Source organism: Caballeronia sp. INML1 (assembly GCF_023631085.1).
GTDB lineage: Bacteria > Pseudomonadota > Gammaproteobacteria > Burkholderiales > Burkholderiaceae > Caballeronia > Caballeronia turbans.
Genome location: NZ_JALQDT010000051.1, coordinates 302,489 through 316,787 on the forward strand (window position 1 = coordinate 302,489; position 14,299 = coordinate 316,787).

The 14,299-nt window shown below is 63.2% G+C and carries 11 protein-coding genes; 2 read left to right on the forward strand and 9 right to left on the reverse strand.

Annotation, left to right across the window (positions count from 1 at the left end):
- Positions 1–112 precede the first annotated feature (112 nt).
- The gene (locus NCR38_RS17540) at positions 113–361 is read right to left on the reverse strand and encodes a hypothetical protein (RefSeq protein WP_061115773.1); all 249 of its coding nucleotides are present in this window, start codon (positions 359–361) and stop codon (positions 113–115) included.
- 36 nt (positions 362–397) lie between these two features.
- Positions 398–898: a lecithin retinol acyltransferase family protein gene (locus NCR38_RS17545; RefSeq protein ID WP_061115772.1), complete on the reverse strand. Its 501-nt coding sequence runs from the start codon at positions 896–898 to the stop codon at positions 398–400.
- Between the two features lie 448 nt (positions 899–1,346).
- Here NCR38_RS17545 and NCR38_RS17550 point away from each other — a divergent pair, with 448 nt between their 5' ends.
- On the forward strand, positions 1,347–1,676 hold the full coding sequence (locus NCR38_RS17550) for a hypothetical protein (RefSeq protein WP_061115771.1): 330 nt from the start codon (positions 1,347–1,349) through the stop codon (positions 1,674–1,676).
- Positions 1,677–1,781: 105 nt separating this feature from the next.
- Positions 1,782–2,552, forward strand: a complete 771-nt coding sequence (locus NCR38_RS17555; protein WP_061116072.1) for a PP2C family serine/threonine-protein phosphatase — start codon at positions 1,782–1,784, stop codon at positions 2,550–2,552.
- A 152-nt stretch (positions 2,553–2,704) separates the two neighbouring features.
- On the opposite strand, the gene NCR38_RS17560 is transcribed toward NCR38_RS17555, so the two are convergent.
- The 7 genes from NCR38_RS17560 to NCR38_RS17590 form a co-directional block, all read right to left on the reverse strand.
- Complete coding sequence (locus tag NCR38_RS17560) at positions 2,705–4,018, reverse strand: sigma-54-dependent Fis family transcriptional regulator (RefSeq protein ID WP_061115770.1); 1,314 nt, start codon at positions 4,016–4,018, stop codon at positions 2,705–2,707.
- On the reverse strand, positions 4,015–7,074 hold the full coding sequence (locus NCR38_RS17565; RefSeq protein WP_061115769.1) for a peptidase domain-containing ABC transporter: 3,060 nt from the start codon (positions 7,072–7,074) through the stop codon (positions 4,015–4,017). The genes NCR38_RS17560 and NCR38_RS17565 overlap by 4 nt, the downstream gene beginning before the upstream one ends.
- A gap of 20 nt (positions 7,075–7,094) precedes the next feature.
- Positions 7,095–7,847, reverse strand: coding sequence for a peptidylprolyl isomerase (locus tag NCR38_RS17570; protein WP_061115768.1), 753 nt, complete (start codon positions 7,845–7,847; stop codon positions 7,095–7,097).
- Positions 7,848–7,920: 73 nt separating this feature from the next.
- Entirely contained in the window at positions 7,921–9,294 is a 1,374-nt protein-coding gene (locus NCR38_RS17575) for an HlyD family efflux transporter periplasmic adaptor subunit (RefSeq protein WP_061115767.1), read from the reverse strand.
- The gene (locus tag NCR38_RS17580) at positions 9,272–11,797 is read right to left on the reverse strand and encodes an FHA domain-containing protein (protein ID WP_061116071.1); all 2,526 of its coding nucleotides are present in this window, start codon (positions 11,795–11,797) and stop codon (positions 9,272–9,274) included. Before NCR38_RS17580 ends, NCR38_RS17575 begins: the two co-directional genes overlap by 23 nt.
- A gap of 249 nt (positions 11,798–12,046) precedes the next feature.
- Complete coding sequence (locus NCR38_RS17585; RefSeq protein ID WP_061116070.1) at positions 12,047–13,495, reverse strand: efflux transporter outer membrane subunit; 1,449 nt, start codon at positions 13,493–13,495, stop codon at positions 12,047–12,049.
- Positions 13,496–13,812: 317 nt separating this feature from the next.
- The gene (locus NCR38_RS17590; protein WP_061116069.1) at positions 13,813–14,112 is read right to left on the reverse strand and encodes a hypothetical protein; all 300 of its coding nucleotides are present in this window, start codon (positions 14,110–14,112) and stop codon (positions 13,813–13,815) included.
- Positions 14,113–14,299 lie beyond the last annotated feature (187 nt).

A 14,299-nucleotide genomic window follows, 5' to 3' on the forward strand; every position in this document is an offset into this window, starting at 1 on the left:
GTGCGACCCGGCGACTTCAATGGCCGCGATGGGTCCACCTAGAGTAGCGGCAGCGGGATTGCCGTGTCAAAGCCGGGGCAGCCCGACGCGCGCCGGCTTGATCGTACGCGCTTCAGGCGGCGAGCCGCTGCGCGCTCATCGACGGACGCTTCGCCTGCGGCGGGAACACGTTCCAGGTGCCGTCGTCATGGCGGAAGAAGATGATCGCGAGCGGGCCGCCCGGATGCTGCGCCTCTATGCACACATAGCGCGCGCCGGTGACATGCGAGCGGCACAGACGCACGACGCGTGCCGGACGCGCGGGTGTGGGGGCGAGCCACTTGTCGACAGCCCAGTGCAGCGAGTTTTCGATGGTTTGCATGATGGTCTCCCCGGAATCGATGGCAGGACGTGCGGTTCAGGCTGCGAGCGCCGCGTTCATGCGGCGGCGCTCGGCGGCGACATAGGCGCGGAACAGTCCCGACACCGCACGAAGCGCGGCGCGCGGATGCACGAAGCACGCTTGCACCTGACGGCTGCGGGCGCGGCCGTCGAGGCACCACGTGACGAAGTGCTCGCAGTTGTTGGTCAGCAGGTGGTATTGGTCTTCGCCGAGGCGGCTGCGCGCGCGGCGCACCGCTTCCATGCCGACGAACTTCGCGGCCGGGTTCTGACGGATCGTGACTTCGTGGCCTGCGGCGAACTGCGCGACGGTGACTTCCTCGACCGGGCCGCGATGCAGCGACTTCGCAAAGCCGGCATAGTGGATGACCATGCCGTTGCCCGCATAGATGCCGTGGTGTTCGTAGCCCGAGCGGCGCGTGACGAGTTCGGTGCCGAGCGCCGGTTCGTCGTCGAGCGAGAAACCGCTCGCGGCGGCTTGCTGGTCGATCACTCCGGATTGCTGGTTGGTTGACATGGCTGGCTCCGATGCTTTTCTGCTTGGCGCCAGGGTGTTTGTTTGGCGCCGGGTTGCCATGTCATTTGCATCTTCCCTGCCAGCCCTCATAACTTATTGATTTTGCTAGATTAACCATTGTTCGCTGCCGATTCGCAACGAGGTTGTGTGCTTGGCCAGCCAACACTTTCGAAGTGTGTTTGTTGGGTTGCATGCGCCAGAACGCGTCTCGCCCGGCCGCGTGCCTGCGAGCGTGGGAAGCGCCGGCATGTGTTGGTTGTTCAGCACTGCGCCAACATCGCTTGTTGGCGAGGACCCAACGGATGTCACCCCTCGCGATGCGGCCCATGCCGCGAGAACGCCGCCCGATCGGCCACGCGCGGAAAAACGCTAGGGCGGCCGCGGATCGGCATGGGCCTTGCATTGACTCCGGACGTCCTGCTCACAGGCCCATCCCGGAGAAAACGACATGTGCGCCCTCACCGTCACCGATCTTGAATACGACCGCGAGCTGGATCACGCGGCGATGTCGGCCATCAGCGGCGGAGGCGGTGCGCCGTGGGTGTACGGCTGGATCACGCCCTACGTGGATCGTCCGTCGGGCGGCGCAGGGGCAGGCGGCGCCGTGGTGACTCTCATCGACGTGACCAACAACGTCTATGAAGTCACCAACAACATCACCAACATCACGGTCGGGCAGATGGTCAATCAGTTTCAGAACGTCGCGGTCAGCAACACGGGCAACGGCGCAACGCTTACGGTCAATCCGAGCTCGGTGGCAGGCAATCGCGCGGGTTGAACGGTGCATATCAAGATTCGCTTCGGGCGCGCGTTGGTTCACAATGAGCGGGACCGTCCGCGACGCGCGGCCGACGCCGCGCCACCCAGGATTCCGGAGGTTGCCGTGACCTTCAACACTGAGTTTCGATGGACTTCCGCCGCCCGCACCGACACCGGCTGCGTGCGGCAGATCAACGAAGACGCGCTGCTCGACGCCCCCGAGCGCGGCTTGTGGGCCGTGGCCGACGGCATGGGCGGACACGCGGTCGGCGATCTTGCGAGCCGCATGGTGATCGAGAGCCTGGCGAGGGTATCGGCGGCGAACGACCTTACGGGCGTGATTGACGATGCGCGCACGCGGCTTCTCGACGTCAACGATGAGTTGCGCGCGGAAGCGGCGCGGCGGACGGTATCGCGCATCGGCAGCACGGTGGTGCTGCTCGCGGCGCGCGATGGCGCATGCGGCTACATGTGGGCCGGCGACAGCCGCATCTATCTGCTACGGCAGGGGCGCCTCGTGCAGCTCACGCGCGATCACAGCCATGTCGAGGAACTCAAGGCGCGCGGTCAATTGACGGCGGAGGAAGCGCTGCATCATCCGGCGCAGCATCTGATCACGCGTGCGGTCGGCGCGCTCGACGTGCTCGAACTCGACGAAAACACGCTCGCATTGAACGACGGCGATACGTTCCTGCTGTGCAGCGACGGCTTGTCGAACGAGGTGAGCGAAGCGGAGATCATCAGCGAACTCGCGCCGGGGAATTGCGAGATGGCGGCGCAAAGGCTGCTGGAGATCGCGCTGGCGCGCGGCGGGCGCGACAATATATCAGTCGTCGTCGTGCATGCAGAGGATTTGACGGCGCCGGACAAGACGCAGGTGAATCCGTCGGTTTAGCGGCGTTCAGGAATGACGCCGTTGCTGAGTCTGCAAAAAATCGACGTCGGCGTCCTTCATCTTCGCCGACCGCGCGCCGAGATGATACGGATCACATCCGCCAATGACGCGGACAAGCACTCGACGCCAAGATGCTTTGGGCGGTCAGGCCGCTACTCTGCCGCTTCCTTGTTCTTCTGCGCCGCCGCTCGAAACTCCTTCGAATGCAGCCCATGCTTCTTCAGAAGCATCTGCAGATGCGACCGGTTCATCTCATACCGCCTGGCAAGCTCGGCGACCGTCCCGCCGGTTTCCTGCAACCCGCGCTCGAGAAACGCGCGCTCTGCCTCATCGCTTGCGACGCGCTTCGCTTCCGCCAGCGAACTCGCCGTCGCGATGACGTTGCCGCTTGCGGCCGGCCCGCCCATTGCCAGCGAGAGCGATGACTTCGGCCGGATATCGACGGGCAGATGATCGATGTCGGCCATATCGCCCGCAAGACACGCGATCCGGTACACCACGTTCCGCAACTCGCGGATATTGCCGGGATAGTCATAGTTGCGCAGAAAGTCGCGCAGCCTCGGCGACAGCTTCACCGGCCTGCGCTTCAGGGTCGCGGCGGCTTCATCGCCGAAATAGGCGAGCAGCAGCGGAATCTCGTCGCGCCGCTCGCGCAACGCCGGCAGCGTCAGATGAATCACGCTCAGCCGATAGAACAGGTCTTCGCGAAAGCGCCCCTCGTCACAGAACTTGCGCAAGTTGCGATTCGTCGCCGCGACGATGCGCGTGTCCACCCCGATCGGCTCATCCGAGCCCACGCGCTGAATCTCGTGCGCTTCGAGCACACGCAGCAGCTTCACCTGTCCCGACAAAGGCAACTCGCCGATCTCATCGAGAAAGATCGTGCCCGTATGCGCGCTTTCGAATTTGCCCTTGCGATCGTTGGACGCGCCCGTGAACGCGCCCTTGCGATGCCCGAACAGTTCCGACTCCAGCAGATTGTCGGGAATCGCGCCGCAGTTCACCGAGATATACGGCTTGTCCGCGCGCGAGCCGTTGGCGTGAATGACCTTCGCCATCAGTTCCTTGCCGGTGCCGCTCTCGCCGTCGATCAACACGGGCAGATCCGTCGGCGCGGCTTTTTCCGCGATTTCCAGCGCTTCGAGCAGCTTCGGGTTATCGCCGAACGTGCCTTCGAACACGAAACTGCGTTCGATCAGCGCCTGACGCCGCGCGCCCGCCGGCAGGTCGCGCTTCGGCTCCGCGGCAGCCGCCTGCACGAAGCGCTCCTTGTGCGACAGTTGCATGACTTCGTCGCGCAAGGTGCTCGCCTGCCGCAGCAGCTTCTCGATTTCGGGCCGCTCGAGACGCGAGGTCCATCTGAGTGTCGAGCGCAGGATCTCGATCTTCTCGATGAGCCCCGCATATGAAATCGCCGATGACGCGGGCGCGCTGGTGTCACCTTCCGGTTGGTCGAGTATTTTCATGCTGCGCTCAGTTGCTTTTGCACGAGTTGGTAGTACATGCCCTTTCGCGCGACGAGTTCGTCGTGCTTGCCCTGCTCGACGATGCCGCCTTCGTATAGCACGAGAATCTTGTCGGCGCGCATGATGGTCGAGAGCCGGTGCGCAATAATCACGGCCGTGCGGCCCTTCAATATCTCCTGCATGTTGCCGAGAATATTGCTTTCCGATTGCGTATCGAGCGCGGACGTGGCTTCATCGAACACGAGCAGGCGCGGGTCGTGATACAGCGCGCGCGCAATGCATAGCCGCTGAATCTGTCCGCCCGAAAGCCCCACGCCGCGCTCGCCGACCACTTGCTCATAACCGAGCGGCATCTTGACGATGAACGCATGCGCGTCGGCCATCTTCGCGACTTCCTCGATGCGCCGCCTGTCGGGTGCTTCGTCGCCGCTCGCGATGTTCTCGGCGATCGTCCCCGAGAACAGCAGATTGCTCTGCATCACATAACCTATCTGCGCGCGGAAAAAACCTTTGTCGACGACGTTGATATCGTAGCCATCCACAGTCATCTTGCCCTCGCTCGGCGCATAGAAACCGACGAGCAGCTTCGCGAGCGTGGTCTTGCCCGAGCCGCTGCGCCCGACGATCGCGATCAGCTCACCCGGCTTGATATCGAAGCTGATGTTCTCCAGCACGTAGGGCGCGTCGCCTTCGCCATAACGGAAATACACGCCGTTGAAGCTGATATCGCCCTGCAAATCCGGCAGCATCACGCGCTGCTGCATGTCTTCGGGCTTCTGCTCCGGCTCGATGTCGAGCACGTCGCCCAGGCGCTCCATTGCGACGCCCGCGTCGTTCAAGAGACTCCACAAGTTGATGAGACCCATCAGCGGCGCCAGCACGCTGCCCATGTAGGCGTTGAACGCGATCAGTTGCCCGATGGTCAGTTCGCGCGCGAGCACGAGATTCGCGCCGACCCACAGCACGCCGATGGTCGTCGCCGCGTTCAGCAACTGGCTGCAGAGGCCCACGGCGATATTGAAGCGCTGCGACTTGTACTGCACTTCCAGCGACTTCGCGTACTTCTTCTCCCACTTCAGGCGCACCGGGCGCTCGATGCCCATGCCCTTCACCGTCTCCACGCCGCCGAGCGCTTCCATCAGATACGAACGCGCATCCGTGCCTGCCGAAAAGGTCTCGCGCGCGTTCTGCTTGATGCGGGGCGTCGCGACGATCGTGAGCACCATCATCGGAATCACGAACGCGATCAGCAGCAACGTGAGCTTCACGTTGTAGAGGAACATGATCGTGAAGTAGATGAAGATCATCAGCAGGTTCAGCACGGTCGATACGGTCGATTCCGTGAGGAACGCGCGGATCGTGTGATTCTCCTGAAAGCGCGCGAACACGTCGCCGGTCTTGCGCTTCGCAAAGAAGCCAAAGGGCAGCGAAAACGTATGCCTGAAGAACTGCGACATCATCGCGAAATCCATGTTGCGGACCATGAAGTTCGCGAGGTAAGCGCGGATCGTCGTCATGAGTTGCGTGAACAGGCTCGCGATGACGAGCCCGCCGATCAGCACGTGCAGCAAGTTGACGTTCTGATGCACGATCACGCCGTCGAGAATGTTCTGGATGATGAGCGGCGGAATCACGCCCAGCACCTGAATCACGAATGTGGCGAGAAAGAGATGCAGCAGGATCTTCTTGTACGGCTTCAGATAACCGACGAAACGCAGCCACGGCGAGCGCGACACGGCCCTTTGCGTGAGATCCTGGCCCGGCGTGAACAGCAGGCACGTGCCGCTCCAGCCGCGCTCGAACTCGCCGACCGTCATCTTCCTGAAGCCGATCGCCGGGTCCGCGACCCACACGTTCTCGCTCGACACGCCGTAGATGATGATGTAGTGATAACCCTCCCAGTGCGCGATGAACGGCATCTCGAAGCCGCGCAGCGATTCGAACGTGCACTGCACACCGCGCGTCGTGAAGCCAAGCGATTCGCCCGCACGGGCGAGTGAATCGAGCGTCGCGCCGGACGTCGTCACGTTGGCGAGTTCGCGCAGCTTCCCGAGCGTCATGTTGATGCCGTAGTGACGGCAGATCATCGCGAGACAGGCCGCACCGCAGTCCATCTCTTCGGCCTGCTCGACCCACGCGAAGCGCTTGATCACACGCTCGCCCAGTTCGGGCTTCGTGTGCAGGTCGAGCATCGCGGGCAACTTGCGGCGCTCGGCAAGCTTCTTCTGGCGCTGCAGTTCGCGCTCGGTGAAGCGGATGCGCTCTTCGAGCACTTCGCGCAGCTTCACGTTGCGCTCGATGATGAAATGCACCGTTTTTTCGGGGATCACGAGCAGGCGCGTATCGGCGCTGGCGATTGCCGAAGCCATCTGCTCCTGACGCATCACGCAGGCCTTCTCTCCGAAGATCTCGCCGGGGCCGAGCGTGGCGAGCACATGTTTTTCGCCGCCCTCTTCGCGCACGATGCGCACTTCGCCCTGCCGCACGACATAAAGACGCCGGTCGTCGCGCGATTCCTGCTTGAGAATCTCCTTGCCCTCGGCGACGCGCTTCACGCCGACGCTGCGCACGCATTCCTCGAGCTCCGCCTTGTTGAGCTTGCCGCGCAGATCGAAGAGCTTCGCAACGAAGCCGCCCGCCGAATTGATCGCGACGTAGCTCGTCACGAACGCGAGCGCGGCGGGATTCTTCGCGATGACCGGATCGATCGCGGCGCGCGGGATATACAGCAGCTCGGTCTTGCCGGAGGAGCGCACCGACGACTCGTGCCGGTAATCGCGCAGCATCGCGATATCGGCGAAGGTCTCGCGCTCCTTCTTGACCCCCATGCTGATTTCCTTGCCGTGCTCCTCGGTGAAGATGCGCACGGACCCTGCCTTCACGATATAGAGCCCGTCGGCCGCATCGCCCGCATTGCATACAGTCTCACCGAAGCCGAAACGGCGCGACTCGGCATTGGCCGCAAGATGCTCGATCTCTTCGCGCGTGAATGGCGAAAGAATCTCGACCGACGACAGAAAGTCGGCGGGGGAATCCAGGCTCGATGGCGCGTCCATGTTCTGTCGCGTTCCGTCAGTCAACGTGCTTCGATGACATGTTCCTGCGCGCGCGCCAGCATCCACTCTTCGCGCAGCAGGCGGCGGATTTCCGCGGATACGTCTTCGTCGAGCTTCGCGGGATACTTCGCCGTCACCGCGAAAATTTCATACGACGCGCCATCCGCGGAAATGAACGGTCCGAGCAGATCGCCGACTTCCGCGTTGAACACTTTCGCCTCGACGTCCGGCTTCATCTGACCGCGCATCACCCGGCCGATCACGCCGCCCGCGTCGCGCGTGTCGGCCAGCGAATGCTCGCGCGCCATCTCGGCGAAGCTCTCGGGATCGTCGTTGAGATAGGAGATCATCTCCTTCGCGCTACCCTCGGTATCGAGCAGGATGTGACTGACTTCGATGCTGTCGAACTTCGGCGAGTTGAGCTGGAAGTATTCTTCGATCTCGCGCTCGGTGCCGACCTTGTCGAGCATCTTTTCCTGATAGAGCGTGTCGGTGATATAGACCTCGAACTCGTCGAGGCTCACGTGCAGCGCGTCGAGATAGTTGTTCATGTCCGCCGCGCGATGCAGCCCGCGAATGCGGCGAAACTGATCGGCGCGGTTCTGGATTTCCTCGTCGCTCACGGCGACGCCCGACTTCTTCGCCGCGCGCACGGTCAGCTTGTCGCGCACGAGTTGCTCGATGAGACCGTCGAACTGGCCGTTCAGCTTCAATAACCTGACAAATTCGCCGACGTCGACCACTTCGTCGTCGATACGCACAATCGCCGTCATGTCGTTCTCCGTTCAGTTCTATGTTGAATTGCGCATCATGTCCGCGTTGCGGCGCTCGTGTAACCCTCCATTCCTATCCCGCCACACTGCGGAATGGATCGAGCCCGAGGTCGATCAGGCGCCGCTCGCGCACTACGATTTCCGCGGTCGCCGTCATGCCGTAGCGCAGCGGATACTTCGTGTCCGCGATCTGATAGAAATCGCGATCGAGCGTCACGCGTCCTTCATAGACGGGTTGCTTGGTCGACGGGCTCGGCTTGGTCGCGGGCGAGATGAACGCGAGCGTGCCGTCGATCACGCCATAGCGCTGATAGGGAAACGCGTTGAACTTGAGCTTCACGCGCTGCCCTTCGCGCAGGAACGCGCGGTCGTGCTCGGCGATCTCGATCTTAAGCACCGGCTTCGCATTCGCCGGCGCGATGCCGCCGAGCGGCGTGTTCGCCTGAATCTTGTCGCCCGGCTGCGTCGATGTGACGTCGGTGACCACGCCCGACACCGGCGCGAGAATCAGCAGAAAATTGTCCTTGTCGATGTTCTCGAACCTGATGCGCGCGGCCGCATCCGCGACGAGCCGCGCCGTCTGTAGTTGCAGACGCAACTTGTCTTCCGTGCTCGCGACTTCGCGCATCGCGGCTTCGTACTGCAGCCGCAGAGTCGTCGCCTCCTGACCGCTCGTTTCCAGTTGACGCTTCGCCTGCGTGAAATCGTGGCTCAGGCGGAAATCGAGTTCGGCGAGCCGCGATTGCTCCACGCGATATGCACCGTCCGCTTCCAGATACGCATTGCGTTTCGCATCGACCTGCGCCTCCGCCACGCCCCCGCCGCCCGGCAGCGCGAGCAGACGTTGAAAGCGGTCGAGTTCCACCTTGGCCGCATCGCGCGCGCGGCGTGCGTTTTCGAGCGTGCTGCGCGCTTCCTGCAACTGCGCCTTCTGGCCTTCCGCGAGCTTGCTCGTGCCTTCCGCCACACGCTGCTGATGCTGATGCTCCTCCACATCCATCTGGTCCTTGAGCGCGGCGATCTTGCGCTCCATCAGCAGCTTTTTCTCGGGAAACTGCTTCCACTCGCGCTCGGCATCGTCGAGCTTCAGTTGCGCTTCGAGCGCGTTGCTGGCCGCCTCGATTGCACCACGCGCGTTCAGGCGCGCGACGACATCGTCCTTGCGCACCGGCTGCCCTTCGGCGATATAGAGGTCGGCCAGTTCGCCGTCGATCGGTGCATAGAAGCGCCGCACTTCCGATTCCGGCGCGAGCGTGCCCTGGGCGCTGACCATCACGTCGGCATGGCCGACGAACGACCACACGAGCGCCGAAGCGACGAGCGCCACCATCGCGAAGACGAGCCCTTGCGTGAGCCCGAGCGGCTCGGCCGTGAGTATCGCGATGCCTTCTGCGCCGTGTTCCCCGAGCGCCTCCGACAACGGCTTAAGGTGTGTGTCTCTCTTCACTGCGCGTGCCTCCGCCGATCAGACTCAGCTTGGTATTGAGAAGTCCCGGTTCGAGCACCATGCGCAGATCCTGCAGCGAGCGCCGCTGCAAATCCGCCTCGGTGTCGATCTCATTGGCGAGCGCGGTCCACTTCGCCGTCGCGCTGTCCGCCTTCACTTGCCTGAAGATGCGCATGCCGCGCGTGGCCGCATCCTCTGCGTCCGACAAAAGCCGCGCCTGGGTCCTGAACGTATCGGACACGCCCGATTCGAGCCGCTGGGACCCGCCGATGCCGCCATTCGTCCGATACTGCTGCCAGAGCGTCTGCGCCTGCGTCATCAAGGCCTGCGCGCGCGCCGTCGCCTTGTCTTTCAGCGATGCGACATCGGGCGCGACCGCCTTCGCATAGAACGGGTCGGCATCGAGATCCAGTGTTTCGTAGAACGACAGCAACGCATCTTCATAGCCCTTCGTCCCGCGCGCCTTCTGTAAATCCGCAAACTGGGCGGCCACGGCCTTCTTGTGGGCGAGCTCCTTTTGCACGGTCGGCGACCACGAACCTTGCGGCAGCTTCTGCAGGCCGTCGATCGCCTGCGCGCTCTGGCCGCGGTTCCACGCATCGGCGACGCTCGCGTATTGCGTGAGCATATCGGGTGGCGGCAGCTGGCTCGCGCTCATCTGCCTGAATTTCTCCTTGAACGGCGGCGTCGAGAAATTCGTCTTGCTGACCGATCCCGCGAGCGGCGCGAGGCTTGCGGCGTCGAGACCGCGCCGCAGGCCGGTATAGGCATCGAGATCGGCGCGCACGCGATCGAGGCCCGCGAGGCGCGGGTACTTGTCCGCGTATTCTTTCAGCGATGCGTTGATCGCATCGGGATCGTCCTGGCCGAGGCTCTTGACGATGCTCGCATCGAGCCTGTCGATGGCCGCGAGATACACGGAATCGTCGCTTTGCAGCTTGCGCAGATGACTCAGCGCGAGCGCATACGGATCGCGAAACTCCGGCACGTAGCCCGCGATGCGGTCGAGATCGCGCTGATGGCCCGCCGCATCCGCTTCCCAGTGCTTCAGGATCGCGCCGATGCGCGGCTCGTCGGCGTACATGCGGATCGGCGCCTCGGCGCCGCCGCGGCTCATCACGAAGCTCTCCAGCTTGCCGATCCACTCGAGCTCGTCGACGAGCGAATGCACATCGGCGTTGTGCGCGGCGAGCGTTCGCATCTGCGCGATGATCGCGTCCGCGCTCGCGAAATCGCCCTTTTTCAGCGCGGCGAGCCAGCGCGGCACGTTCGACTTGAGCACGGCCTCGGTGTTCATCGACGTGAACTGCGCGTCTTGCGGATGCGTATTCAGATAGTCGTTCGTGACGGTCGCCGCCTCGCCGAACTCGCCGTGCGACATCAGCGATTTGGCGTGACGCTCGGGCGAGCCGCTATAGAAGAGCGCCGTGCCGCCCGCGACGAGCATGGCCAGCACGCACACGATGATGATGCGCGTGCGGCGCGCGGCGCGTCGGTCATCGCTTGCGAGCGCACGATGCAGTTCGGCCACGAAGAGCGCGAACTTGCTGCGCTTCTTTGCGGCGCGCGTGTCATGACGGCTTTCGATTGCGGGTTTCGGCTGCGCCTCCTCGTTGACTTCGTCCTCGCGCGCGGCGGCCTGATCGACGCAAAAGATATCGAGGAACGAGTGCGCCGAGCCGACGAAGGTCGTCTTGTCGCTCTCAAGCTCGTCGTCGTGGGTCTGCGCTGCCTGTGCGACCATTTCGGTGAGCGTCGACTCGCCCTCTTCGCCGTGCAGATGCACCGTGTACGCGAAGTGCGTGCCGCCGAACGCGACGGTGTCGCCGTTCTTCAGCTCGACCGCCGACGCGCCGAGCCGCTCGCCATTCACGAAGGTGCCGTTGGTGCTGCCGAGATCCTCGACGAACGGCGCGCCGCCCTTGATGAACACATGCGCGTGCCGCCGCGACACGTAATTGACCTGATGCGGATACTGCTCGCGATAGCGCGAAAAGGTCTCGTCGGTCTTGCTGACGAGAAACGGAAATTGGGCGAGCTCGACGGGATGAAGACCGAGATCGTTGCGCTGCGGCGTGAGCGTGATGCCGATCGGCTTCGGCATGTTCACACGCCGCGTGCGCGGCGCGAACTGCACGCGATACGACAGCCGGCTGCCGAACGAAACGATGTCGCCGTTTCTCACGCGCGCGGGCGTGTCGCGCACGGGCGTGCCATTCACGGCGGTGCCGTTCTTGCTGGCCAGATCGGCGATATAGACGAACCCGTGCTCGATGAAAATGCGCGCGTGCCGCCGCGAGAGTTGCGCGACGGCTTCGGGCGGGCTCGTGTCGAACGGCGCTTCGGCGCGGCCGATCGCAAAGAGATTTTCGTCGATGCGGATTTCCGTCAGCCTGTCGGCCATCTCGCCGGCAAGCTCGGGACCCGGCATGGGCTTCAGGATGACGTCGAATGCCTCGCCCACGCCCGGCTGTGGTTCCGCTATGGAGAAGCCTTGAGCCATGTCCATGTCACGAGGTACGTCCAGCCGCTGCCGCCGACGCGCCAGAGGAATGCCCGGCATCGTCGGGCGCATGGACAGGTTGGTCCGCGCCGTCATGGAAGTCATTCGTCACCGGCGGCTGTTGAGAGTTTAAGTCACGCATCGTCGTAGTCAATCGTGCGGCACCGGTTCGTCACGCAAATGGCGAGCCATCCTGGAACGATCGTTAGTTATTCATATCATTGCGAAGGAGACAATGAATGAAGCGCTTCACTTCGTCGTGTCCTTGCTTGCGCTTTGCACATCGATCATCGGCCAGCCGCCGCCTAACGCCTTATAGAGCGTCACGGTGTCGGAAAGAATCTGCTGATGGTTCGCGAGCAGCGCGAGTTGCGCCGCGAGGAGCGTGCGCTCCGTCTCGAACACCTGGAGTTGCGAGATCACGCCTTCTTTCAGTTGCGCGTCGATCTGCGCGGCGACCACCGTCAACTGATCGACTTCCTGCTGCAACTCGACGCGCTGCTTCGTGTGCGAATCGAGATTGACGAGCGCGTTCTCCACTTCCTCGAAGGCGTTCATCACCGTGCTGCGATATTGCTGTTCCGCGACCGTCGTCTGCGCTTCGGTCGTCTTCACGTGCGCGCGCACCGACGGATCGAGAATCGGGATATTGATGCTCGGCACGAAGCTCAACGTGAACATCTTCAACAGATCGGTCAACTGAAAGCTCGCCGTGCCGCCACGCCCGGTCAGGTTGATGGTCGGCAGTTGCGCGAGCTTCGCCTGCCCGACGAGGTCGTAGGCTTCGAGCACGCGATATTCGGCCGCGATGAGATCGGGACGGCGCGCGAGCAACTGCGACGGCAGTCCGCCCGGCACCGGGGGAATCTGCACGCGCTTTTGGAGCTTGCCGTCGGGCATTCTGAACTCGCCCGCGGGCACGCCGATCAGCGTCGAGAGCGCGTTATTCGCGAGGTCGCGCGAGCGGCGCAGTTCCAGCAACTCGCGCGTCAGACGATTCAGTTCCGCACGCTGCGTGAGCACCTGCGTCTTCGGCACGAGGCCGTTCTTCTGCATGCCTTCGAAGATCGTCAGGATCTGCTGGTTCGTTGCGATGGTCTGCTTCTGCTGCTCGATCTGATCGTCGAACTGGAGTATCTGGAAGTATGTCGTCGATACGAGCGCGACGAGTTCGAGATAGCCCGCGCGCCAGTCCGCTTCGGTTGCGCGAAATTCGGCTTTCTGCGCCTGCACGCCCTTCTGGACCGAGCCCCAGATGTCGATGTCCCAACTCACCTGCGTCGCGAGGTTGTACTGTTTCGAGAACGGCTGGCCGGTCGTCTTTTCGAAGCTCGCGCCCGCGCCGAGATCCATCGACGGCAACGCGCCCGCACGCGCCTCGCCGATCTGCGCGCCTGCCACCTGGATGCGTGCGGCCAGCACCTTGATATCGAAGTTGCCGTTGATGGCCTTCTCCACCAGCGCGTCCAGAGTCGGATCGTGAAACTGCTTCCACCAGTCGGGCTGTATCGTGTCGGCCGCGGCGACCTTCGCTGCGTCGATCTTCGTGAAGGCGGTTTTCTCGGGTGTGTCGGGCCGCTGATAAGTCGGCACCTTCAAGTCGATACAGCCGGACAGCAACACAGCGGCAATCAGCCCTGGCAGCACGGCCCACTCGCGCCTGATGGTCACGCGCAACGATGGCAACAAGGCTCGCACGATCTCGCTCCCGGTGAACGCGCACCGACGGTCAGTTTGATGGGTGAGAAGCGCGGCGCCGGCCGTTCGGTCCTTCAAGTAAATCACACGGCGCGCCGGGACTCCATACGGGTTAAGTCACGTGGCGCGCGCGTGCTCTGTGGCACGTCGCGCTTCGTGACGCGGTCCGGCGGGATGCGACCCCGGCCGAACCGCAGCGCCCGATGTCGCGGGCGGTGTTACAGCAGAGCTCCCCGTGCCCCGCTTTTACTGCCGACTGCATGACTGCATGAATGCTTACCGCACCGGCATCCGGTTCATTCCTCGCGGCGTTCGCCTCACGCGAGGTTGCCCGCCACACCGAAGTTGACGTTGGCGATGTTCTTCGCGTCCTGCGTCGGCGCGACCGTCGATTGCGACTTCAGCGCCTCGGCGAACGCGATGTTGCTGCCGTTCTGGTTGAACGTGGTCTGCGTCTGGTTGATGATCTGCTGCGGGTTGAACGGCATCGAGAGCGTCGCCCCGTTCATCGAGATATAACCGGGGAACAGGGTCGCATAGCCGCCGCGCACCGCGGACATCGCGCGGCTGTCCAGTTCTTCGGTGACGGGAAGGTCCTTGATGATCAGCGTCTTCATTTCCGCTCCTTGGGTGCGCGTCGCGCGTTTCGGTGGTGGCTTCGAGCAACTTGTCTGCTCGCGACCATGTAATGCATAGGGTGTGCCAATTACATCGGGCGTCGGCTGCTTTTCGCCGTGTGCGTTGCTGTGCAAGGCTTCGATCATTCGATGCTGCGCCGGCATCCGCGCCTTCGTGGTGCTGTTC

Coding starts and splice junctions, on each gene's coding strand:
- NCR38_RS17540 (WP_061115773.1), bottom strand. CDS start 361: ATGCAAACCATCGAAAACTCGCTGCACTGGGCTGTCGACAAGTGGCTC.
- NCR38_RS17545 (WP_061115772.1), bottom strand. CDS start 898: ATGTCAACCAACCAGCAATCCGGAGTGATCGACCAGCAAGCCGCCGCG.
- NCR38_RS17550 (WP_061115771.1), top strand. CDS start 1,347: ATGTGCGCCCTCACCGTCACCGATCTTGAATACGACCGCGAGCTGGAT.
- NCR38_RS17560 (WP_061115770.1), bottom strand. CDS start 4,018: ATGAAAATACTCGACCAACCGGAAGGTGACACCAGCGCGCCCGCGTCA.
- NCR38_RS17565 (WP_061115769.1), bottom strand. CDS start 7,074: ATGGACGCGCCATCGAGCCTGGATTCCCCCGCCGACTTTCTGTCGTCG.
- NCR38_RS17570 (WP_061115768.1), bottom strand. CDS start 7,847: ATGACGGCGATTGTGCGTATCGACGACGAAGTGGTCGACGTCGGCGAA.
- NCR38_RS17580 (WP_061116071.1), bottom strand. CDS start 11,797: ATGGCTCAAGGCTTCTCCATAGCGGAACCACAGCCGGGCGTGGGCGAG.
- NCR38_RS17590 (WP_061116069.1), bottom strand. CDS start 14,112: ATGAAGACGCTGATCATCAAGGACCTTCCCGTCACCGAAGAACTGGAC.